Annotated in this window: 17 protein-coding genes; 8 read left to right on the forward strand and 9 right to left on the reverse strand. The window is 71.0% G+C overall.

Annotated features, from left to right (window positions below; translation table 11 throughout):
* The first annotated feature begins 36 nt into the window (after positions 1-36).
* A complete protein-coding gene (locus tag ATL45_RS31025) occupies positions 37-735 on the forward strand; it encodes an IclR family transcriptional regulator (RefSeq protein WP_093147285.1) in 699 nt (232 codons plus the stop codon).
* Here ATL45_RS31025 and ATL45_RS31030 read toward each other — a convergent pair.
* The 7 genes from ATL45_RS31030 to ATL45_RS31060 all read right to left on the reverse strand — a co-directional run bounded on the left by ATL45_RS31030 (position 694) and on the right by ATL45_RS31060 (position 10,344).
* Positions 694-1,998 (reverse strand): MFS transporter, encoded by a 1,305-nt coding sequence (locus tag ATL45_RS31030; protein ID WP_093146166.1) that lies wholly within the window; start codon positions 1,996-1,998, stop codon positions 694-696. The two genes, ATL45_RS31025 and ATL45_RS31030, sit on opposite strands and share 42 nt — an antisense overlap.
* Positions 1,995-2,834, reverse strand: coding sequence for a formate dehydrogenase accessory sulfurtransferase FdhD (fdhD, locus tag ATL45_RS31035; protein WP_093146165.1), 840 nt, complete (start codon positions 2,832-2,834; stop codon positions 1,995-1,997). The genes ATL45_RS31030 and fdhD overlap by 4 nt, the downstream gene beginning before the upstream one ends.
* A 6-nt stretch (positions 2,835-2,840) precedes the next feature.
* Complete coding sequence (locus tag ATL45_RS31040; protein ID WP_093146164.1) at positions 2,841-3,242, reverse strand: hypothetical protein; 402 nt, start codon at positions 3,240-3,242, stop codon at positions 2,841-2,843.
* Positions 3,242-4,729, reverse strand: coding sequence for an Nramp family divalent metal transporter (locus ATL45_RS31045; RefSeq protein ID WP_246025654.1), 1,488 nt, complete (start codon positions 4,727-4,729; stop codon positions 3,242-3,244). The genes ATL45_RS31040 and ATL45_RS31045 overlap by 1 nt, the downstream gene beginning before the upstream one ends.
* A 375-nt stretch (positions 4,730-5,104) precedes the next feature.
* Complete coding sequence (locus tag ATL45_RS31050) at positions 5,105-7,234, reverse strand: acetate--CoA ligase family protein (protein ID WP_093146162.1); 2,130 nt, start codon at positions 7,232-7,234, stop codon at positions 5,105-5,107.
* Positions 7,235-7,236: 2 nt separating this feature from the next.
* Positions 7,237-8,463 carry a formyl-CoA transferase gene (gene frc / locus ATL45_RS31055; RefSeq protein WP_093146161.1) on the reverse strand — a complete coding sequence of 409 codons (1,227 nt, stop codon included), beginning with the start codon at positions 8,461-8,463 and terminating at the stop codon, positions 7,237-7,239.
* 180 nt (positions 8,464-8,643) lie between these two features.
* Positions 8,644-10,344, reverse strand: a complete 1,701-nt coding sequence (locus tag ATL45_RS31060) for a thiamine pyrophosphate-binding protein (protein ID WP_093146160.1) — start codon at positions 10,342-10,344, stop codon at positions 8,644-8,646.
* Between the two features lie 482 nt (positions 10,345-10,826).
* Between ATL45_RS31060 and ATL45_RS31065 the strand changes: the two genes are divergently transcribed.
* From ATL45_RS31065 to ATL45_RS31080, 4 genes are all read left to right on the forward strand, one after another.
* Positions 10,827-12,734 (forward strand): molybdopterin oxidoreductase family protein, encoded by a 1,908-nt coding sequence (locus ATL45_RS31065; RefSeq protein ID WP_093146159.1) that lies wholly within the window; start codon positions 10,827-10,829, stop codon positions 12,732-12,734.
* A gap of 120 nt (positions 12,735-12,854) precedes the next feature.
* Positions 12,855-14,681: an NAD(P)H-dependent oxidoreductase subunit E gene (locus tag ATL45_RS31070; protein WP_093146158.1), complete on the forward strand. Its 1,827-nt coding sequence runs from the start codon at positions 12,855-12,857 to the stop codon at positions 14,679-14,681.
* A 36-nt stretch (positions 14,682-14,717) separates the two neighbouring features.
* Positions 14,718-15,725 carry a 2Fe-2S iron-sulfur cluster-binding protein gene (locus ATL45_RS31075; RefSeq protein ID WP_093146157.1) on the forward strand — a complete coding sequence of 336 codons (1,008 nt, stop codon included), beginning with the start codon at positions 14,718-14,720 and terminating at the stop codon, positions 15,723-15,725.
* On the forward strand, positions 15,722-16,852 hold the full coding sequence (locus tag ATL45_RS31080) for an acyl-CoA dehydrogenase family protein (RefSeq protein WP_093146156.1): 1,131 nt from the start codon (positions 15,722-15,724) through the stop codon (positions 16,850-16,852). The genes ATL45_RS31075 and ATL45_RS31080 overlap by 4 nt, the downstream gene beginning before the upstream one ends.
* Positions 16,853-16,882: 30 nt before the next feature.
* On the opposite strand, the gene ATL45_RS31085 is transcribed toward ATL45_RS31080, so the two are convergent.
* Together ATL45_RS31085 and ATL45_RS31090 are read right to left on the reverse strand one after the other, a co-directional pair.
* Positions 16,883-17,446, reverse strand: a complete 564-nt coding sequence (locus tag ATL45_RS31085) for a GNAT family N-acetyltransferase (RefSeq protein WP_093146155.1) — start codon at positions 17,444-17,446, stop codon at positions 16,883-16,885.
* A gap of 45 nt (positions 17,447-17,491) precedes the next feature.
* Positions 17,492-18,178 (reverse strand): GntR family transcriptional regulator, encoded by a 687-nt coding sequence (locus tag ATL45_RS31090; RefSeq protein ID WP_093146154.1) that lies wholly within the window; start codon positions 18,176-18,178, stop codon positions 17,492-17,494.
* 234 nt (positions 18,179-18,412) lie between these two features.
* Between ATL45_RS31090 and ATL45_RS31095 the strand changes: the two genes are divergently transcribed.
* From ATL45_RS31095 to ATL45_RS38575, 3 genes are all read left to right on the forward strand, one after another.
* Positions 18,413-19,192 carry a TerC family protein gene (locus ATL45_RS31095; RefSeq protein ID WP_143121532.1) on the forward strand — a complete coding sequence of 260 codons (780 nt, stop codon included), beginning with the start codon at positions 18,413-18,415 and terminating at the stop codon, positions 19,190-19,192.
* A gap of 99 nt (positions 19,193-19,291) precedes the next feature.
* Positions 19,292-20,245 (forward strand): S1C family serine protease, encoded by a 954-nt coding sequence (locus ATL45_RS31100; RefSeq protein ID WP_093146152.1) that lies wholly within the window; start codon positions 19,292-19,294, stop codon positions 20,243-20,245.
* A 161-nt stretch (positions 20,246-20,406) separates the two neighbouring features.
* Positions 20,407-20,604, forward strand: coding sequence for a hypothetical protein (locus tag ATL45_RS38575; RefSeq protein WP_143121531.1), 198 nt, complete (start codon positions 20,407-20,409; stop codon positions 20,602-20,604).
* The last annotated feature ends 101 nt before the right edge of the window (positions 20,605-20,705 follow it).

Raw genomic sequence — 20,705 nt, forward strand, 5'->3', positions numbered from 1 at the left:
CGGCAGCACAAGGGGTGGGCGGCTATGTTCGCCGACATGGTCGAACGGGCGAAGAACGACGGAGCGCGATCGCAGACGCTCTCCCGCGGCATCCAGGTCCTGGAAGTGCTGGCCGCGGCGGACCGGCCGCGCACCATCGACGAGCTGGCGGCCGAGCTCGGCGTGCACCGCTCGATCGTCTACCGGATCGTGCGCACCCTGGAGGACCACCGCCTGGTCGCCAGGGACTCCGCCGGCCGCTGCGCGCCGGGCGCGGGCCTGGCCGTGCTGGCGCACGGCGTCTCGCGCGACCTGCAAAGCGTCGCGGTCCCCGAACTCGCCGCGGTCGCAGCGGACCTGCGCATGACGTGCTTCGTGGTCGTGCACGACCACGGCGAGTGCATCACGCTCGCCAGCGTCGAGCCCCGCCGCGCGGCAGGCACCGTCGCCGAGCACCCCGGCACCCGTCACCCGTTAGAGCACGGAGCGCCCGGAGTCGCCCTGCTGACCTTGCTGGGCACCGAGGGCATGGGCGCGGAGGTGGCGGAGCGCGTGGCGCAGGCGCGGCGACAGGGCTACGCGACCAGCCACGACGAAGTGATCCCGGGCCTGTCGTCGGTGGCGGTGCCGATCGCCTCGCGCGCGCTGACCTGCGCCGCGGTGGCCGTCGTCTACGTCTCGAGCGACCGCTCGCCGGAAGACGTGGCCGAACGGCTACAGGCCGCCGCCAACGCCATCGGCGCGCAGATCGGGTGAGGGCAGCGTCTTCGGCAACCCCGGTCGCCGCAACGCTCCACTGAGGACAGCGCCGGACAACGCCAACACCGCAGCCCCCAGCAGCGCGACGGGGAAGCCCCACTGCGCGATGACCACTGCGCCCAAACCGATCCCGACCACACCGCTGGCAGCCTTGGCGCTGTAGACCAGCCCGTGCACTTCGACGCTGTGCTCGCCGAAGTACTCGCGGGCCAACGCAGCGGACAGCGGGTAGGAGGCCCCGCCACCAACCCCTGCCGCAGCAGCTCCGGCGAACAGCAGCGCGACCGAGCCCTGCGCGACACCGACCAACAGCACCACCTGCCCAGCAGCCTGGACGGCCACCACCCAGCCGAGCGTGCGGCGGCAGCCGACCCGATCGGCGATCGGGATCGCCAGCGCCCGGCCCGCACCATTGATCGCGATGAACACGGCGACCACGGGAACGCCCGCGAACAACGCCAGGAACGCAGCGTCGAACAGCGAGACGGTGGCAGCGCAGAACAGACACGCCGCCAGCACGGGCAGCGTCGGCGTGCGCAGCGCCTCGACGGCCGAGAACTCCCGCACGGCAGGAGGATTCGGCCTGGTCAACGCCCACCGACGCGGATCGACGTGCGCGGGCCACCAGTGCTTCGGAGGATCGGCCAGCAGCAGACCGCACCCGAGCACCGCCACCAGGAGCGCGATCGCGAAGGCGTCCAACGCCACCGCGTCCACCGGCAGCCACAGCACGAACAGCACCGAACCGTAGGCGAACGCCCCGGTGACGAAGCCGACCCGCGCCGCAGCGCGCTCCGGGAACCACTTGCCCGCAGTCGACGTGCACGCCGCGTAGACCAGGCCCGCACCGGTACCGCCCAGCACCGAGTACCCGACGAGCAGACCAGGCGCGGACGCCGAGTGCGCGAGGCTCAACACCCCGCCCGCACTCAGAAAAGCGCCCACCACCAGCGCGGTTCGCGGCCCGATGCGGTTGCGCTGGCGGAGGTGGGCGACCGGCAGCCCGGCCCCCGCCTGGCACACGGCCCAGCCCGCCAGCGCCCAGAACAGCTCATCGCGGGCGAGCCCGGCCGCGACCAGCCCGGGCACCAGCGATCCGTAGGCGTACTGCATGGTGCCGACGAGCAGCATCGGCAACCAGCACAACCACAGCACCGCACCCCGGGAGCGCCCGATGAGCTCGCTCGGGTGCTCGCCGAGCCGGTAGCGGCGGCCGTGATGGTCTCGGACCTCCCGGCCCGGCGTGTGCAGCCCGATCATGCCCGCCCCTCCGACAGCCCCAGCCGGTGCGCCCCGGTGTAGACGTTCATGCTGCTGCCGCGCAGGAATCCGACCAGCGTCAGGCCGGACTCCGCGGCCAGGTCCACCGCCAGCGACGACGGCGCGGAGACCGCGGCGAGCACCGGAATCCCGGCCATCACGGCCTTCTGCACCAGTTCGAACGATGCCCGGCCGCTGACCACGAGCACGCTCCCGGACAGCGGCAGCCGCCCGGAGCGCAGCGCCCACCCCACGACCTTGTCCACCGCGTTGTGCCGACCGACGTCCTCGCGCACGCAGCGAAGCGCCCCGTCGAGCCCGAACAGGCCGCTGGCGTGCAGACCACCGGTGCGGTCGAAAACCCGCTGCCTGGCGCGCAGCCGGTCCGGAAGCGCCGTCAGCAGCTGCGGTCCCAGCGCCGCCGGGTCGTCGCGGACCGGCCAGCTCGCCACGGTGCGCACCGCGTCGAGGCTGGCCTTCCCGCACACCCCGCAGGAGGAGGTGGTGTAGAAGTTGCGCTGCAACGAGGTATCCGGCAGCGCCACGCCGGGCGCCAACGCGACGTCGAGCACGTTGTAGGTGTTCGACCCGTCGTCGGTGGCGCCCGCGCAGTAGCGGATGCTCACGATCTCCTCGGTGCGGCGCACGACCCCTTCGCTGACCAGGAATCCCGCCGCCAGGTCGAAATCATCGCCCGGAGTGCGCATGGTGACCGTCAGCGGCCGGCCGCCGAGCCGGATCTCCAGCGGTTCCTCGGTGACGAGGGTGTCCGGCCGGATCCGCCGGGCCCCGTCGCGCAGGTTCACCACCCGCCGCCTGCTGGTCACACGTCCCACCGCTGCTCACCCGCTCCGCCACATCCGCTCCTGCACCCACACGAACCCGATCGCGAAGCCGACGCTGATCAGCGCCTGGTAGACCAGGAACGCCGCCAGCTGCGGCGGCAGCGCGAGCCGCCCGGCCAGCACCAGGCCGGTGACGACCTCCTGCACCAGCCGCGCCAGCGGGAACGCGATCAGCCAGTACAGCGCCACCGGCGCGAACGCACCGCCGCGCAGCACCCCGCGCGCCCGCAGGACGCTGCACCCGGCTCCGAACGCCGCCAGCGGCACGCCGAGCGCGACCGCGGTGACCACGGCCCAGCCGGCGGGCACACCGCTGAGCACCGCCAATCCGTCGGCGAAGAGCGCGCCGACCGTGCCGATCACCAGCCCCGGTGCGAGGACCTGCTTCGTCGTGGTCATCAGCTCACGACCACGCCGAAGGCGAACAGGCTGTAGAACAGCAACCCCAGGTAGAACACCGCGCCGAAGCCGATGATCGCGTTGCTCCACCACCTCGGCCGGATCGGGCGCGGCAGCATCCGGTTGTTCACCAGCAGCAGCACCACGCAGTAGGCGCCCATCGCGAAGGTGGACAGGAACGCCAGCACGTCCAGGATCGCGCCGGGCCCGTCGGCAGGCCCGAACAGCAGGATCCCGATGCCGAAGAGGATCACGCCCCACAGGAACGCCGCGTACAGGTGCGACATCCGGAACCGCCGCGCCCCGGGCACGAAGTTGTACGTCATGTCGGCCTGCCCGCGGGAGAACGAGTCGAACAGGCCGAGCGTGGCGTTGAGCCCGATCAGCGCGATGAACCCGAGGAACACCGAGCCCAGCACCGGACCGCCCGCCGAGGAGAAGGCGTCGGCCATCGCGGTCAGCGAGGCCTCCCGCTCACCGGACTCGATCAGCCCGCGCACGTCCGGGTTCTCCCGGGCCGCGGACTGCGCCAGCACGGTGAACGAGATCGTCACCAGCATGGTGATGCCCCAGAACAGCAGCAGCGCGTCGAAGGTGACCCACCGCCGCCAGCCCCGCCACTTGCGCAGCTCCTCGGGATCCTCGGTGTCGAACATGAACCCGCGCGAGGGCATCGCCTCCTCCTCGCCCGCGTGCCGCAGGCCGCGGATGCTCGGGATGTGCGCGCCCATCCCGGCGCCCTTGTCCCGGAGGTGCAGCGTGTACCACATCTGCTGCATGCCCGACGGCCCGGCGAAGGCGACCGCGCCGACGACGATCGGGAACCAGGTCGGCGACATCGCCTCGGCGGGGAAGTAGCCGAAGTGGAACATGCCGGTGAGGGTGCTGGTCAGGTCCGCGAGGTCGCCGACCATCGCGGCCACCACGGCGGTGCCCACCACCAGCAGCCCGATCAGCACCGACAGCACGTTCTCCAGCAGGTCGTAGATCACCTTGGCCAGGGTGAAGATCACGCCCACCAGCAGCAGCCCGATGCACGCCGAGACCACCCACGGCACCCCGGTTATCTCCTCCAGCGCGGCCGCTCCGGCCGAGAGGTGCCCGGGCCAGATGTAGACGGCGATCGCGGTGACGAAGAAGAACCACATCACCGGTTTGGCCACCCGCGCCGCGCCGGAGAAGATGCTCTCCCCGGTGGCCATCGCGTAGCGGGCCATCTCCAGCATCACCACGGCCTGCAGGGTGACGCCGATCAGGAACAGCCACCGGATCTCCGGGCCGAAGACCAGCACCAGCCGGGGCCACATGTAGGACTCGCCCATGCCGACCCCGAGCGCGACCAGGAACACGGTCGGGCCGAGCAGGTGGATCGACGGCGGCGATTCGGGCAACGCGCGGATCGGCATCGGTTCCAGCCGGCCCGCCTTCCAGACCTTGCTCCCTATGACCGGTTCTGAATCTCTCCCCGGCGCCTTCTCAGCGTCCACACCGGACCTCCTCGCCCTTCGGGATTCGCTGTGCTCACACGTGGTGATCAGGCGCCTCCCATACCCGGCGGGGCGCGAATCCGCGCACCGGCAAGTGCCTGATCGGGACCTGTTCGTGGTTGCTTTGCTTGGGTGGTCGCCTAGCGGAACCTGAGTGCTTCCCTGGACTGCGGGTGCCCCTCCTGATGTATGACCAATACACGGCGGAGGGGCCGTCCTCGCCAGGAAAACACTCAGAACCCGCAGGTGAGCCCGTTGCTGAGGTGGTCCAAGCGGCTGGCGCCGCTTATAAGGCGCGGACGGCTTCGCCGACAGTGCTCTCAGGCCATTCGGGTGGTGCTCGGCGTCATCCGGGGCGCGGAGCCCCGGGTGGCGTCAGTCGAGGAGTCCGGCCGCTCTGGCCCACTGGTACTTGGCGCCGAGGACGGCGACGGGCTTCTCGGTGGTGTAGGGGAAGGCCACGATGCCGTGGTCGTACAGGTAGTCGGCGGCCTTCTCCACCTCGGTGTCCCCGGCCAGGGACACCACGATCGGTTTGTCCACTCCGTCGGTGCGCGCCTCCTCGGCGACCCGCGCGGCCAGCTCGGCGAACACCATCGGCGGCGTGACGATGGTGTGCCAGTAGCCGAGGATCAGCGCGTGGATGCGCGGGTCACGCAGCCCGAGCCGGATGGTGGCCTCGTAGGTGCTGGGCGGTTCGCCGCCGGTGATGTCGATCGGGTTGCCCGCGGCGCCGAACGGCGGGATGTAGCGGCGGAACTCCGCGTCCAGGTCCGGCGGGATGTCCATCAGCCGCAGGCCGTTGGCCACGCAGGCGTCCGACAGCAGCACGCCGGATCCGCCCGCACCGGTGATGATGACGACGTTCTCGCCCTTCGGGGTGGGCAGCACCGGGATGCCGCGCGCGTACTCCAGCATCTCGTTGAGCCCCGGCGCCCGGACCACCCCGGACTGGCGCAGGACGTCGTCGTAGACCTTGTCGTTGCCGGCCAGCGCGCCGGTGTGCGAGCTGGCCGCCCGCGCGCCCAGGTCCGTGCGTCCGGCTTTGAGCACCACCACCGGCTTCTTCTTGGTGACCCGCTGGGCGGCTTCGACGAAGGCCCGGCCGTCCTTGAGGTCCTCCAGGTGCATGGCCACGCAGTGCGTGTTGTCGTCCTGCTCGAAGAACGTCAGCAGGTCGTCCTCGTCCACATCGGACTTGTTGCCCAGCCCGACGATCGCCGACACGCCCATCTTCGTGGTGCGGCTGAAGCCGAGGATGGCCATCCCGATGCCGCCGCTCTGCGAGGTCAGCGCGACCCCGCCGCGCACGTCGTAGGGCGTGCAGAACGTCGCGCACAAGTTCTGCGGCGTGTAGTAGTAGCCGTAGATGTTCGGCCCGAGCAGCCGGATGCCGTGCTTGCGGGCGACCGCGACGACCTCGTCCTGCAGCTCCTGGTTGCCGGTCTCGGCGAAGCCGGAGGGGATGAGCACCGCCGCCGCGACGCCCTTGCGCCCGCAGTCCTCCAGCGCCGCCGCCACGAACTTCGCCGGCACCGTGAACACCGCCACGTCCACCGGCCCCGGCACGTCGGTGATGCTCCGGTACGCCGTGCGGCCCAGGATCTCGTCGGCCTTCGGGTTGACCGGGTGGATCTCGCCCGCGTAGCCGCCGTTGATCAGGTTCTTCATCACCGAGTTGCCGATCTTGCCGTCCTCGTTGGAGGCGCCGATCACGGCAACGCTGTCCGGGTTCATCAGCCGCCGCATCGCTTGCAGGATCTCCTCCTGCGAGCGCTGCGGCGGTGCCTCGTCCGGCTCGGTGGCCAGCACGATCCGCACGTCCGCCGCGATGGCGCCGGCGGCGGTGGCGAAGACCGGGTTGAGGTCGAGCTCGCTGATCTCCGGGAAGTCGTCGACCAGCTCGGAGACCCGGCGCAGCACGTCGGCCAGCGCCGCCGCGTCGACCGGTTCACCACCGCGCGCACCGCGCAGCACCTCGGCCGCGGCGATGTCGTCGAGCATCGACCGGGCCTGCTCGGGGGAGAGCGGCGCGAGCCGGAAGGTGACGTCCTTGAGCACCTCCACCAGGATCCCGCCGAGCCCGAACGCGACCACCTTGCCGAAGGTCGGATCGGTGGTCGCGCCGACGATCACCTCCAGGCCGCTGACCATCTGCTGCACCTGCACCCCGGCGATGGCCGGGTTCTCGGTGAAGGCGTGCGCGTTGGCCAGGATCTCCGCGTAGCCGCTGCGCACCGCTTCGTCCCCGGAGACGCCCACCAGCACGCAGCCCGCGTCGGTCTTGTGCAGGATGTCCGGGGAGACGATCTTCAGCGCCACCGGTCCGCCGATCTCGCGGGCCAGCGCCACCGCCTCGTCGGCGCTGGTCGCCAGCCCTTCACCGGCGGTGGGGATGCCGTAGGCGTCGCAGAGCTGCTTGGCCTCGGGTGCGGTGAGCGCGGTGCGGCCCGCTGCCCGGACCGCGTCCAGCACCTCCCGCACGCGTGCTGTCTCGTGTGCCATCCTCAGATCACCCCGTTCGCCTTGAGCTCGGTCAGCTCGGCCGCACCGATGCCCAGCCGTTCCTGGAAGATCTCGGCGGTGTGCTCGCCGAGCAGCGGGGAGCGGTCGATCCGCACCGGGGAGTCGGACAGCTTGATCGGGCAGCCGACGGTCCGGAACGGGCCGCGCTCCGGGTGGTCGACGGTGACGATCATGTCGTTGTCGGCCAGCGAGCTGTCCTCGATGATCTCCCTGGTGGACATGATCGGACCGCACGGCACGTTGTGCTCGTTGAGCGCCGCCAGCGCCGACCACTTGTCCTGGCCGAGCGTCCACTCCTCGATCAGGCCGAACATCTTGTCCAGTTTGGACAGACGGGCCTCCGGGGTGGCCCACTCCGGGTCCTCGATCAGCTCGGGCCTGCCGATCAGCCGCGCGATCGGCGCCCAGCCCTGCGGCTGGACGATGACGTAGAGGTAGTCGTTGGGCCCGCCCGGCTTGCAGCGCACCGCCCAGCCGGGCTGCCCGCCGCCGGAGGCGTTGCCCGAGCGCGGCACCTCGTCGCCGAAGCCGGCGTTGGGGTACTCGCGCAGCGGTCCGCGCGCCAGTCGCTGCTGGTCGCGCAGCTTGACGCGGCACAGGTTGAGCACCGCGTGCTGCATCGCCACCGAAACCCGCTGCCCGCGGCCGGTGCGCTCGCGCTGCAGCAGGGCGGCGAGGATTCCCGCGACGGTGTGGATGCCGGTGCCGGAGTCACCGATCTGCGCTCCGGTGGCCAGCGGCGGCCCGTCCTCCAGGCCGGTGGTGCTCATCGAACCGCCCATCGCCTGGGCGACGACCTCGTAGGCCTTGAAGTGGGTGTAGGGGCCGTCGCCGAAGCCCTTGATGGAGGCGTAGACCAGGCGCGGGTTGATCTCCCGCAACCGTTCCCACGGGAAGCCCATCCGGTCCACGGTGCCCGGCCCGAAGTTCTCCACCAGCACGTCGGATTCGGCGACCAGCCGGGTGAAGATCTCCTTGCCGCGCTCGGACTTCATGTTCAGCGTGATGCTGCGCTTGTTGCAGTTGAGCATGGTGAAGTACAGGCTGTCGGCGTCGTCGACGTCGCGCAGCTGCCTGCGGGTGATGTCGCCGGTCGGCGCCTCCAGCTTGACCACGTCGGCGCCGAGCCAGGCCAGCACCTGCGTCGCGGACGGCCCGGACTGGACGTGCGTCATGTCCAGCACCCGGACACCTTCCAGAGCGCTCATCTCAAGCACCTCTTCTGTCTTCGAAGCGGCGGAGCCGCTTTGCCCACCTGCGGCGCCTGCACCGCCGCGGGTTCTCAGCGCTCGCGCGGCGAGGACGGCTGGTCCTGCGTGAAGCCGGGCGAGCGCTGAGGTTCCGCTACCGGCACCGCCGGGCGAGGCGAGTCTGGAAACGACGAGTTCTCACTTGTACATCGTCTGGTTCATGGTTCCCGGGGCGTAGACGTCGGGATCGACCCACACGTTGATCAAGGACGGTTTGCCGGACTCCCGGGCGCGGCGCAGGGCCGGCCCGATCTCGCCGGGTTCGCGGACCTCTTCGCCGTAGCCGCCCAGCATCTGGGCGAACTTGCTGTACTCCACGTCGCCGAGGGTGTTGCCGATCCGGCCGCGATCCGCGCCGTACTTGGCGATCTGGCCGTAGCGGATCTGGTTCATCGAGGAGTTGTTGCCCACGATGCCGATGAACGGCAGGTCGAAGCGCACCATCGTCTCGAAGTCCCAGCCGGTGAGGCTGAACGCGCCGTCGCCGAACAGGCACACCACCTCCTCGTCGGGGCGGGCGTGCTTGGCGGCCATCGCGAACGGCAGCCCGACGCCGAGGGTGCCCAGCGGGCCGGGATCCATCCAGTGACCGGGTGCCTTGGGCTGGATGACCTGGCCGGAGAAGGTGACGATGTCACCGCCGTCGCCGATGTAGCGGGAGTCCTCGGTGAGGAACTCGTTGATCTCGTGCACCAGCCGGTACGGGTCGATGGGGGAGGAGTCGGAGAGCTGGCGCGGCAACCGCTTCTCGTAGGCCGCCGTCTCCACCTCGCGCAGTTCGCGGATCCAGCTCTCCCGCTTGCCCGCGCCGTTGTCGAGCCGGCCGGAGGTGGCCTGGGCCAGCGCGGTGAGCACCGCGTCGGCGTCGCCGACGATGCCCAGGTCGATGTCCCGGTTGCGGCCCACCGTCCGGTAGTCGAGGTCGATCTGCACCACGGTGGCGTCGGCGGAGAGGCGGCGGCCGTAGCCCATCCGGAAGTCGAACGGGGTGCCCACGATGATGATCAGGTCCGCGTTGCCGAAGGCGTGCCTGCGGGCGAGCTGGAAGTGCAGCGGGTCGGCCGGTGGCAGGGTGCCGCGTCCGGCGCCGTTCATGAACGCGGGCAGGTTGAGCTCGCGCACCAGCTTGACCGCCGAGTCGGTGGCCCGGCACGTCCAGGTCTGGCTGCCCAGCAGGATGCACGGCTTCTCGGCCTTGACCAGCAGGTCGGCCAGCTTCTCCACGGCGTCGGGATCGCCCGCCGAACGGGTGGAGGCGCGGTAGCCGCCGGCCAGCGGGATGCGCGCCCGGTCCACCGGCACCTTCGCGTCGAGGATGTCGCGCGGGATCTCCAGGAACGACGGGCCGGGTGCGCCGTGGAAGCACTCCCTGAAGGCCATCGACACCATGTCGGCGACGCGCTCGGTGTGCGGGACGGTGGCGGCGAACTTGGTGATCGGCGCCATCATGTCCACGTGCGGGAGGTCCTGCAGCGAACCCATCTTGTGCTGCGACAGCGCGCCTTGGCCGCCGATGAGCAGCATCGGGCTCTCCGCGCGGAAGGCGTTGGCCACGCCGGTGACCGCGTCGGTGGTGCCCGGTCCCGCGGTCACCACGGCGCAACCGGGCCGGCCGGTGACGCGGGCGTAGCCGTCGGCGGCGTGCGCGGCGACCTGCTCGTGGCGGACGTCGATGACCTCGATGCCTTCGTCCGCGCATCCGTCGTAGATGTCGATGATGTGCCCGCCGCAGAGCGTGAAGATGGTGTCCACGCCTTCTGCTCGGAGCGCTTTGGCGACCAGGTGACCGCCGGAGATCAGCTCTGCTGCGCCTGCTTGCTCGGGTGATGTCTGGGCCATGAGCGCTCTCGTCCTCTCAGAGGGAAAGGGCTGCGGTCGGCTCCATACTGCATACCGTATGAGGCGATTTCAGGGATACCGCAGCGGGTGGCCGGTTGTCCATACCCGGTCGCCCAGATGCAGGCCTGTCCGTCCTAAGTGGATTCGAAAAGCCGGTCCGCCGGTGGTTTTCCGGTGGGGCTACATACTGTATACTGCATGCTCCGGCGAGTGTCCGGGCTGGTTCCGGCCTGTTCAGCCGCGTTGGAGCGCCGCCGACATTGCCATCGAACGGCGGATGGCCGGTGGCCGACCGGCGGGCGAGCATGGGACTCCCGCGCTGCGAGATCTGGAGGAGCGAGTCGCCGGACCGGTCCCGGTGGTGGTCCGGCCGGGTGGCGACTTCACGCGAAATCGTCGCCAGGCACGCGCCGATTCCGCGCGAGAACACCGGTGTCGCACCACGAGCGGATCTGCGCGATCTCCGAACAGAGGAGGCAGCAATGAGCTACACGCGGTTGACCGAGCCCCTGGTGCGAGACGGCGGCGAGCTGCGCCCCGCGTCGTGGGAGGAAGCCCTGGACCGCGCGGCCGGGGGGATCGCGCGGACCGTCGAATCCCGCGGCCCGGATGCCTTCGGCGTGTTCTCCTGCGCCCGTTCCACCAACGAGATGAACTACGTGGCGCAGAAGTTCGCCCGCGCGGCCATCGGGACCAACAACGTCGACTCCTGCAACCGGACTTGCCACGCGCCGAGCGTGGCTGGGCTGGCCCAGGTCTTCGGCAGCGGTGGCGGCACCTCGTCCTACCAGGAGATCGAGGATGCCGACGTCATCGTGATGTGGGGCTCCAACGCCCGCGAGGCGCACCCGATCTTCTTCCACCACGTGCTCAAGGCGGTGCACCGCGGCGCCAAGCTCTACGTCGTGGATCCCCGGCGCACCAGCACCGCCAAGTGGGCGCACCGGTGGTTGCAGCTCGACGTCGGCACCGACATCGCGCTGGCGCACGCCATCGGCCGGGAGATCATCAGCTCCGGACTGGTCAACCGGTCGTTCGTCGATCGGGCCACCAGCGGTTTCGAGGCCTACGCCGCCGAGGTCGAGCAGTGGACGCCCGAGGTCGCCGCGCTGGAGACCGGGGTTCCCGCCGAACTCATCGAGGAGCTCGCGCAGGCCTACGCCCGGGCCGACCGCGCGCAGTTGTGCTGGACGTTGGGCATCACCGAGCACCACAACGGCACCGACAACGTGCTGTCGCTGATCAACCTCTCGCTGCTGACCGGGCACGTCGGCCGCTACGGCGCCGGGCTGAATCCGCTGCGCGGGCAGAACAACGTGCAGGGCGGCGGCGACATGGGCGCGATCCCGAACCGGCTGCCGGGGTTCCAGGACATCCTGCTGCCGGAGGTGCGGGCCAAGTTCGACGCGGCGTGGGGATCGAGCATCCCACCCCGCTACGGCTGGCACCTGACGCAGATGTTCGAGGCCATGGACCGCGGCGAGCTCACCGCGGTGTACGCCATCGGTGAGAACCCGGTGCAGTCCGAGGCCGACTCCGGACGCACCCTCAAGCGGATGCAGAACCTGGAGCACCTGGTGGTGCAGGACATCTTCCTGACCAAGACGGCGCAGCAGGCGCACGTGGTGCTGCCCGCATCAGCGGCCTGGTGCGAGAGCGACGGCACCTTCACCAACAGCGAGCGGCGCGTCCAGCGGGTGCGCAAGGCGCTGGATCCGCCGGGGCAGGCGCGCGACGACATCGACATCATCTGCGAGATCGCGCGCCGGCTGGGCCACGACTGGCACTACGAATCCGCCGAGCAGGTGTGGGACGAGATGCGGGCGCTCTCGCCGATGCACCGGGGGATGAGCTACCAGCGGCTCGCCGACCTCGGCGGCATCCAGTGGCCGTGCTACTCCGAGGACGAGCTGGAACCGACCTACCTGCACGGCCGGTTGTGGGCGGAGGATCCCGCCGAGCGCGGCGAGCCCGCGGCGTTCGCGCCGGTGCCGCACAGCCCGCCGGTGGACGAGCTCAGCGAGGAGTACCCGCTGCGCCTGACCACCGGGCGGCGGCTGGACTCCTACAACACCGGTGTGCAGTCGGGCGGTTTCAGCTCGCCGATGCGGCGCGGGGAGACCATCGACCTCTGCCCGGCCGATGCCGAACGGCTCGGCGTGGTGGCGGGGGAGAAGGTGCAGATCTCCTCGCGGCGCGGCTCGATCGTGGCGCCGGTGCGGCTGGACGAGGGGCTGCGGCCGGGGTTGGCGTTCATGACCTTCCACTTCCCGGACGAGGTGGACGTCAACCTGATCACCATCGAGGCCACCGACCCGGTGGCGGGCACCGCCGAGTACAAGGCCTCGGCGATCCGCGTCGACAAGCTCCCCGCCGAATCCGCTGTCTGAGGCGGGGGAGCGGTCAATTTCGCACGAAGTCGACCATCACCCGGGTGAACGTCGATTTCGCGCGAGATCGACGCGGCAGCGGGTGATGGCGGTTCGGGATCTCGGGCGCGAGGAGGCGCGGTGGATCTGCACTTGCTCAACGACACACCGACGGATGTCGAGAGGGCCGCGGTCGACGCGCTGCTCGGCCCGCCCGGAGGTAACGGGAGCGGACCCGGTCACGGGCGCGACCAGCTGCTACCCGCGCTGCACGCGGTGAACGACCGGGTCGGCTGGATCAGCCGGGGCGCGTTGAACCACATCTGCGATCGGCTGTCCATCCCGCCGGCCGAGGCCTACGGCGTGGCCAGCTTCTACGCGTTGTTCGCGCTGCGGCCCCGGCCGCCGCGCGTGGTGCACGTCTGCGACGACCTGGCCTGCCGGGCCCGCGGGTCGGCGCAGCTGTGCGCGGCACTGGAATCGGTGGAGGCGAGCGGCGATGTGATGTGGCTGCGCAGCCCGTGCCTCGGGGTGTGCGAGCGGGCGCCCGCGGCGCTGGCCTTCCAGGCCGGTGACCCGGCGCGGACGCAGCTGCTCGCACCGGCATCCGAGAAATCCATTGTGGACATGGTGGTGTCCGGCCCGGCCGATGGCGATCAGGAGCCGTCGGCGCGCGATTCGGTACCGCAGGCCGGTGAGGCCTCGCTGCGGCTGCTGCGGCGGATCGGCGCGGTCGATCCGGAGAGCCTCGACGACTACCGCGCGCACGGCGGCTACCTCGCCTTGCGCCGGGCCCTGGAGATCGGCCCGGCCGAGGTCGTCCGGCAGGTCAGCGAGGCCAAGCTGACCGGGCGGGGCGGCGCGGCGTTCCCGACCGGCCGCAAGTGGGAGGCCACCGCCGGGCAACCGGCCCAACCGCACTACCTGGTGTGCAACGCCGACGAGAGCGAGCCGGGCACCTTCAAGGACCGCGTGGTCATGGAGGGCGATCCGTTCGCGGTCATCGAGGCCATGACCATCGCCGGGTTCGCCACCGGCTGCAGTCGCGGCTACCTCTACATCCGCGGTGAGTACCCGAGAGCGGTGCGCCGGCTGCGCAACGCGATCGAGCAGGCGCGCGAGCGCGGTCTGCTGGGGCGCAGCATCCTCGGCCGGGAGGAGTTCGACTTCGACGTGGAGATCCGGCGCGGCGCCGGTGCCTACATCTGCGGCGAGGAGACCGCGATCTTCAACTCCATCGAGGGCTATCGCGGCGAACCGCGCAGCAAACCGCCGTTCCCGGTGGAGCAGGGCCTTTTCGGCAAGCCCACGGTGGTCAACAACGTCGAAACGCTGATCAACGTGCCGCTGATCCTCACCGGAGGCGGCGCGGAGTACGCCCGCACCGGCACCGCGGATTCCACCGGCACGCGGCTGTTCTGCCTGTCCGGCAACGTGCGGCGACCCGGCGTGTACGAAGTTCCCTTCGGCACCACGCTGCGGCAGCTGCTCGACCTCGCCGGTGGTGTCGAGCAGGACCGGCAGCTGCGCGCGGTGCTGCTCGGTGGCGCGGCGGGCGGGTTCGTCGGCCCCGACCAGATCGATCTGCCGCTGAGCCTGGAAGCGGTGCGCGAAGCTGGTACCACGCTCGGGTCGGGCGTGGTGCTCGTCTTCGACGACACCGCTGACCTGCCCGCGCTGCTGCTGCGCATCGCCGCGTTCTTCCGGGACGAGTCCTGCGGCCAGTGCGTGCCGTGCCGGGTGGGCACGGTGCGCCAGGAAGAGGCGCTGCAGCGGCTCGTGCGCAACCGCGGCGATGGCGCCGACGACTTGGCGCTGCTGCGCGAAGTCGGCCGGGCGATGCGCGATTCCTCCATTTGCGGGCTGGGGCAGACCGCCTGGAACGCGGTGGAATCAGCGGTGGACCGGCTCGGCGCCTTCACCGCCCGTTCACCGGGGACCGGTGGACCCGCACACGTGGATGACTGACTCCAGCCCTGCCCGACCGCACCTCAGGGGACCGTGATGCAACCCAGCCACGAGAAACCACGGAAACGCGAGCTCGATCCGGAACGCAACCACCACTGTGAATCGCGGAGAGGCGGAACAGTTGATCTGGGACTCCCGCGCCGACTGGTCGAGCTCACCCTGGACGACCGGACGGTCAGCGCGCCGGAGGGTTCGACCATCCTCGACGCGTGCACCGCGCTGGGCATCGAGGTGCCGACGCTGTGCTGGGGCGACACGCTGCGCCCGCGCAACGCCTGCCGGATGTGCATGGTGGAGGTCGAGGGCTCGCGAACCCTGGTGCCCGCCTGCTCCCGGCGGATCACCGACGGGATGGTGGTGCGCACCGACTCCGAGCGCACCCGGCACAGCCGCAAGCTCGTGCTGGAACTGCTCGGCTCCTCCGCCGATCTGTCGACCACACCGGAGGTCGCGGGCTGGATGGCCGAGTACGGCGCCGATCCCGGGCGGTTCGGCCCGCCGGCCCCGGGCGAGGACCGCGACGAGCGCCCGCCGGGCGAGCACGAGGCACCGGACGGCTCGGTCGCTGCGACCGTGCACCAGCCCGCCAAGGTCGACAACGACCTCTACGTCCGCGATTACGGCAAGTGCATCCTGTGCTACAAGTGCGTGGACGCCTGCGGTGAGCAGTGGCAGAACTCCTTCGCGATCGCGGTGGCCGGTCGCGGTTTCGACGCGCGGATCTCCACCGAGTTCGCCGCTCCGCTGCCGGAATCGGCCTGCGTCTACTGCGGCAACTGCATCGAGGTCTGCCCGACCGGCGCGCTGAGCTTCAAGACGGAGTTCGACATGCGCGCCGAGGGCACCTGGGACGAGTCCAGGCAGCAGCGGACCACCACCGTGTGCACCTACTGCGGCGTGGGCTGCAACGTCACGCTGCACACCCAGGACAACGAGATCGTGCGGGTGACCTCGCCGCACGACAGCTCGGTCGGGCACGGGAACCTGTGCATCAAGGGCCGCTTCGGCTGGCAGCACGTGCAGAACCGGGAACCGCGGCCATGACCGGCCGGGCGGGCAACCACCTCAGCGGCGTCGATCGCGTCCTGCGCACGCTGGCCGGACCGGCCAGCCGCGACGCCGACGACCTGGGCCGGTTCCCCCGCCCGGTGATCAACGCACTCGGCCGGGCGGGAGTCCTCGGCCTGACGCTGCCGACCAGGTGCGGCGGTGGCGGGCACGGCTTGGCCGAAGCGGTCCAGGTCGTCACGCAAATCGCCCGGGTCTGCGGCTCGACCGCCGCCGTGCTGCAGGCGCACTACGCCGCCGTGGCGGTGCTCGCCGAACACGCCGAACCCGCCCTGCTGCGCGAGATCGCGGCGGGCCGCCACTTGAGCACGCTCGCGCTGGCCGAGGAAGGACGGCCCTTCGCACCGGTCGCCCGGCCTCTGGAGCACGGCGGCGTGGTGGACCTGCACGCCCGCAAGAACTGGGTGACGGCGGCGGGCGAAGCCGACAGCTACGTGTGGTCCAGCCGCGCGGTGGGTCGGTCCGGGGCCAGCACGCTGTGGCTGGTGCCGGCTTCCGCACCGGGGATGTGCATCCCGGCGCGGCCCGACGGAGTCGGCCTGCGCGGGAGCGCGACGGCCACGATCACCGCGGATCCCGTGCAGGTGCCCGCTTCGGCGGTGCTCGGCGCGGACGGTGGCGGGGTGGAGGCCGTGCTGACCACGGTCCTGCCGTGGCTGTGCGCGTTGAACGCGGCGCTGGCGCTGGGACTGGCGGAAGCGGTGGTGCAGCGGTCGCTTGAGTGCGTCAACGGCCCGCAGCCGTCGTGGGCGCGCTGGCAGGAACCGCCGCCACGGCAGCCGGAAGTGCGGGCGGACCTGGCGCGGATGCAGACCCAGGTCGACGTGATCCGCTTGCAGCTGTCCGACGCGGTGCGGGCGACCTGGCAGGAACCGGCCGAGGCGCAGCGGCGGTTGCTGCAGGTGCGGGCCACGGCGGGGGAGAGCGCGGTGCGGGTCGCCGAGCTCGGCATGAAGGTCTGCGGGCAGTTCGCCTTCCGCAAGGACTTCGGCGTCGAACGCCGCTTCCGCGACGCCCACGCCGCGGCCTACGGCCAGTTTCCCGCCGACACGGCGCTGGACTACCTGGGCCGCATCCTCTGCGACCTGCCGCTGCTGGGTTGAGCGGTCGCAGCCTCTCGCACAACGTGGGCGTCAGCCCGCGGTGGCCGCCCACTCGCGCTGGAGCATCGCGTAAACCAGTTCCTCGCGCCACGAGCCCCTGATGCGCATGCTGTCCACGAAGTGCGCTTCGCGGCGCATCCCCAGGCGCTCCATCAGCTTGGCCGAGGCAAGGTTGTGCGCCGAGCAGCGGCCGAAGATCCGGTGCAGGTCCAGCCCTTCGAAGCCGAGCCGCAGCAGCGCCCGGGCGGCTTCGGTGGCCAGGCCCTTGCCGTGGAAGTCGGGGTTGAACACGTACCCCACCTCGCCCTGCCGGTTCTCCCGGCTGCGCCAGACCAGCTCCACCTGGCCCACGATCTGGTCGGTCTCCGGCAGCACGGCGGCCAGGCTCAGGCAGTCGCCGTCCTCGGCCAGCGTCGTCTCCCGGACCATCTGCTCGACCGCCGCTTCGGTCTGCGCCCGGTCGCGGGCCTCCCACAGCAGGTGCCGGGCGACCTCGGGCTGCCGCTGGTAGGCCCAGACGTCGTCGACGTCGTCGGGGGTGAACGGGCGCAGCAGCAGCCGGTCGGTGGTGATCGGCGCGGTAACCGTGAACACGGTGCGACCCTATCCGCTGCGGCACCTGCCCCCAGCGGATTCGGCTCAGCTCTCGGAGTTCTGCGCGAGATAGGACTCGCGGGTGTGCTCGGTGTGCTCGCGCATCAGCTGCGCGGCGCGCTCGGCGTCCTTCTTGGCGATCGCGTCGATCAGGGCGGAGTGCTCGTCCCACGACTTCTTGCCGCGCGACTTGGCCACCGGGGTGTGGTACCAGCGGACCCGGCGGTTGATCTGCGCCGCCAGCTCGCCGAGCACCTTGTTGCCGGACATCTCGGTGATCCGGGCGTGCAGCTCGGCGTTGGCCGCGACCACCGCCTCCACGTCGTCGGCCTTGAGCGCCTGCACGCCGCGCCTGTAGATCTGCTTGAGCTCGGCGATGCCCTCCTTGGTGGAGTTCAGCGCCGCCAGCCGGGCGGATTCGGCCTCCAGCAGGGTGCGCACGCCCAGCAGCTGGTCGGCCTCCTCCGGGGTGGGGCTGTGCACGAACGCGCCGTAGCCGGGCCGCAGGTCGACCCACTCGTCCTTCTTGAGCCACTGCAGCGCCTCGCGCACCGGCTGCCGCGACACCCCGAGCAGCTCGGCGAGCTCCTTCTCGACCAGGTGCTGGCCCGGTTTGAGCTCGCCGGTGACGATCAGCTCCAGGATGGCCTCGTAGACGGTGTCGCGAAGCGGCACCGGACGCGCGACCTGGCGGGCGGCCAGGCCCTGCGGCGGTTTCGAGGTCAACGACATGCGCAGCTCCGGGGTGGGTCGGGGGCGCGGGTGTTTTGCCCGATGGATTTAGCATACAGTATGTCATCTTCGTCCGGACCGACAACGCTCCACAGAGGACGGTCGCTGCGCCGAACGGATGGATCGCCTTGCCGGCGCTGGACATCGCCGGTCCGGCAGGTCTAGAACGGCAGTGCGGGGCCGATGTCGGCCATCGGGGTGCCGATCGCTCCCGAACCGGAGGCGCTTGTGGGCGTGCCTGCGATTTCGTGGTCGGCGACGGGAATCCTGCTCGTGCTCGTCGCCTGGGATCTGACCGCTGCTGGACGGGCCGGGCCGCTGCGCCGCTGCACCCTCCTGCTCGTCGCGCAGCTCTTGGTCGCCGCCCTGGTCGGCGCGATGCTCCTCGGCACCAGCGGATCCGACGTCGCCACGCAGTTCTTCACCGGCTGGGCGACCTCGCTGGCCGCGACGGTGGATCTGCTGGCCGTGCTGCTGTCGGTGGCAGCCGGGATGGAGACCGTCGCAGTTGTCGTGGTCGTCGGTGTGCTGGCCCGAGGTGCGCTGGCCTTCGCCGATGCGCCCCTGGTCGGTGTCGTCTCGGTCGTGTTCGGCGCCGCTGTCCTGTGGGCCGCCTGGCGGGCCTTCCGCGGCGAAGGCGATCCACCCCGGCCACTGGCTCCGCGCCTGGCCACGGCTGCCGTGGTGCTCGCCGCGCTCGTCCTCGCGCTGCTGTCGGCCGCTGCCACCCGCGAGGTGACCGGCTCGGCGCCTCTTGTGCTGCTGGCGGGTGTGCTCGCACTGGTCGGGTTCCGGCACGTGTTCGGTCTGCTGCGCGGCTTGCTGGCGCGGGTGCCGGATGCCTCGGTGGGGCTGGCGGTGGTGCTGGTGTTCATCGGGGTCAAATCGGTGCTGGCCGGGTTGAGCGGAGTCGGCCCCGCGCACGACGCGCGGGTCGTACTGCTGACGCTCGGCATGGTCGGGGCCGTGGCCGCGTTGGGCGCCATCACCGCGGCGCGCCGGGCCGCGCGCTGACCGACCGCCGGCTACGCCGAGGGCGAACGGGTGCGAGAGCGGGAATCCAGCGGTTCTCCGCGGCGTTGCGCAGGCACACAACTCCGTTTGGAGGTCGTGATGGCCGGGACGCCGCAAGACCCGTTCGACGCGCTGGACGGCTACTCGCGAACCGTGGCCCAGGTCGCCCGCACGATCACGCCCAGCGTGGCGAGCTTGCACTCGGCAGATGAGCGGGGAGAGGGAGCCGGGTCGGCGGTGGTGTTCACCGAGGACGGCTTCCTGCTGACCAACGCGCACGTCCTCGGCAGGGCCGAAGGCGGCACCGCCCGCTTCGCCGACGGGTCCGACGCGCCGTTCTCCGTGGTCGGCGCCGACCCGCTGTCGGATCTGGCGGTGGTCCGCGCGGTGGGCGGCACGCCACCGCCGGTGGTGCTGGGCGACAGCGACCGGCTGGTGGTGGGCCAGCTCGTGGTCGCGGTCGGCAACCCGCTCGGCCTGGCAGGTTCGGTCACCGCGGGCGTGGTCAGCGGGCTCGGACGATCGCTGCCCGCCCGCAGCGGTCAGGCCGCCCGCATCATCGAGGACGTCATCCAGACCGACGCCGCGCTCAACCCCGGCAACTCCGGCGGCGCGCTGGCCGATTCGCGCGGCGTCGTGGTGGGCATCAGCACCGCGGTCGCCGGGGTGGGCCTCGGGCTGGCGATCCCGATCAACACCACCACACGCCGCATCATCGATTCGCTGGTCCGCCACGGCCGCGTCCGGCGCGCCTACCTCGGCCTGGTGACCACCCCGGCGCCGCTGCCCTACGACCTGGTCGAACGCACGGGCCAACAGACCGGGCTGCGCGTCGTGGACGTGGTCGCGCACAGCCCCGCCGCGCGAGCCGGCCTGCACCGCGGCGACCTCTTGCTCACCGCGGGAGGCAACCCGGTGCGAGACGCCCAGGGCCTGCAGCGCCTGATGTTCGCCGAGGCCATCGGCCGCCCGCTGCAGATCACCGTGACCCGCAGCGGAGCGCTCGTCGACGTGATCGCCGAACCAGTGGAACTGCTCGACACCCCGCGCTGACCGACGTCGCACGGCGGGCGCGGCGCACTTCAGGGGCCGGATGCTCGGGAGTTGCTGTAGCGGGTACTGCGGTGGTGCGTGACCTGCGCAGGAGCGCCAGGTTGGGTGTGCACCATGGTCAAATCCAGGCGCATGTGGAGGCTCCGGTGAGGAGGCTAGGGGTGAACTTTCTCGGCTGGGCCGGTGTTTTCCTGCTGTGTGTTGGGTTGACGGCGGTCATGGCGGTCCCGACCAGCCTTGAAGAGCTGGCGATCGCGATCGCAATAGCTGCAGCGATCACGTTGGCCGGTTATGTTGTAGTCGCGATAGAACGATGGTCGAGGAAGAGCCGAAAAAGAAACCGGCACCTTGGTGGTTGACCGCCCGTTGAGCCCGGCGGCCTTCAAAGCTGGTCGAACGCACTGGTCAGCAGACCGGGCTGCGCGTCGTGGCGTGGTCGCGCACAGCTCCGGCGCGCGAG

This window comes from Saccharopolyspora antimicrobica (assembly GCF_003635025.1).
Classification (GTDB): Bacteria; Actinomycetota; Actinomycetes; order Mycobacteriales; family Pseudonocardiaceae; genus Saccharopolyspora; species Saccharopolyspora antimicrobica.

Excerpts from the sequence above, each read along its gene's own strand:
- ATL45_RS31030 (WP_093146166.1), bottom strand. The coding sequence starts at position 1,998 with ATGATCGGGCTGCACACGCCGGGCCGGGAGGTCCGAGACCATCACGGC.
- ATL45_RS31075 (WP_093146157.1), top strand. The coding sequence starts at position 14,718 with ATGCAACCCAGCCACGAGAAACCACGGAAACGCGAGCTCGATCCGGAA.
- ATL45_RS31060 (WP_093146160.1), bottom strand. The coding sequence starts at position 10,344 with ATGGCCCAGACATCACCCGAGCAAGCAGGCGCAGCAGAGCTGATCTCC.
- ATL45_RS31040 (WP_093146164.1), bottom strand. The coding sequence starts at position 3,242 with ATGACCACGACGAAGCAGGTCCTCGCACCGGGGCTGGTGATCGGCACG.
- ATL45_RS31080 (WP_093146156.1), top strand. The coding sequence starts at position 15,722 with ATGACCGGCCGGGCGGGCAACCACCTCAGCGGCGTCGATCGCGTCCTG.
- ATL45_RS31065 (WP_093146159.1), top strand. The coding sequence starts at position 10,827 with ATGAGCTACACGCGGTTGACCGAGCCCCTGGTGCGAGACGGCGGCGAG.
- frc (WP_093146161.1), bottom strand. The coding sequence starts at position 8,463 with ATGAGCGCTCTGGAAGGTGTCCGGGTGCTGGACATGACGCACGTCCAG.
- ATL45_RS31090 (WP_093146154.1), bottom strand. The coding sequence starts at position 18,178 with ATGTCGTTGACCTCGAAACCGCCGCAGGGCCTGGCCGCCCGCCAGGTC.
- ATL45_RS31100 (WP_093146152.1), top strand. The coding sequence starts at position 19,292 with ATGGCCGGGACGCCGCAAGACCCGTTCGACGCGCTGGACGGCTACTCG.
- ATL45_RS31025 (WP_093147285.1), top strand. The coding sequence starts at position 37 with ATGGTCGAACGGGCGAAGAACGACGGAGCGCGATCGCAGACGCTCTCC.
- ATL45_RS31050 (WP_093146162.1), bottom strand. The coding sequence starts at position 7,234 with ATGGCACACGAGACAGCACGCGTGCGGGAGGTGCTGGACGCGGTCCGG.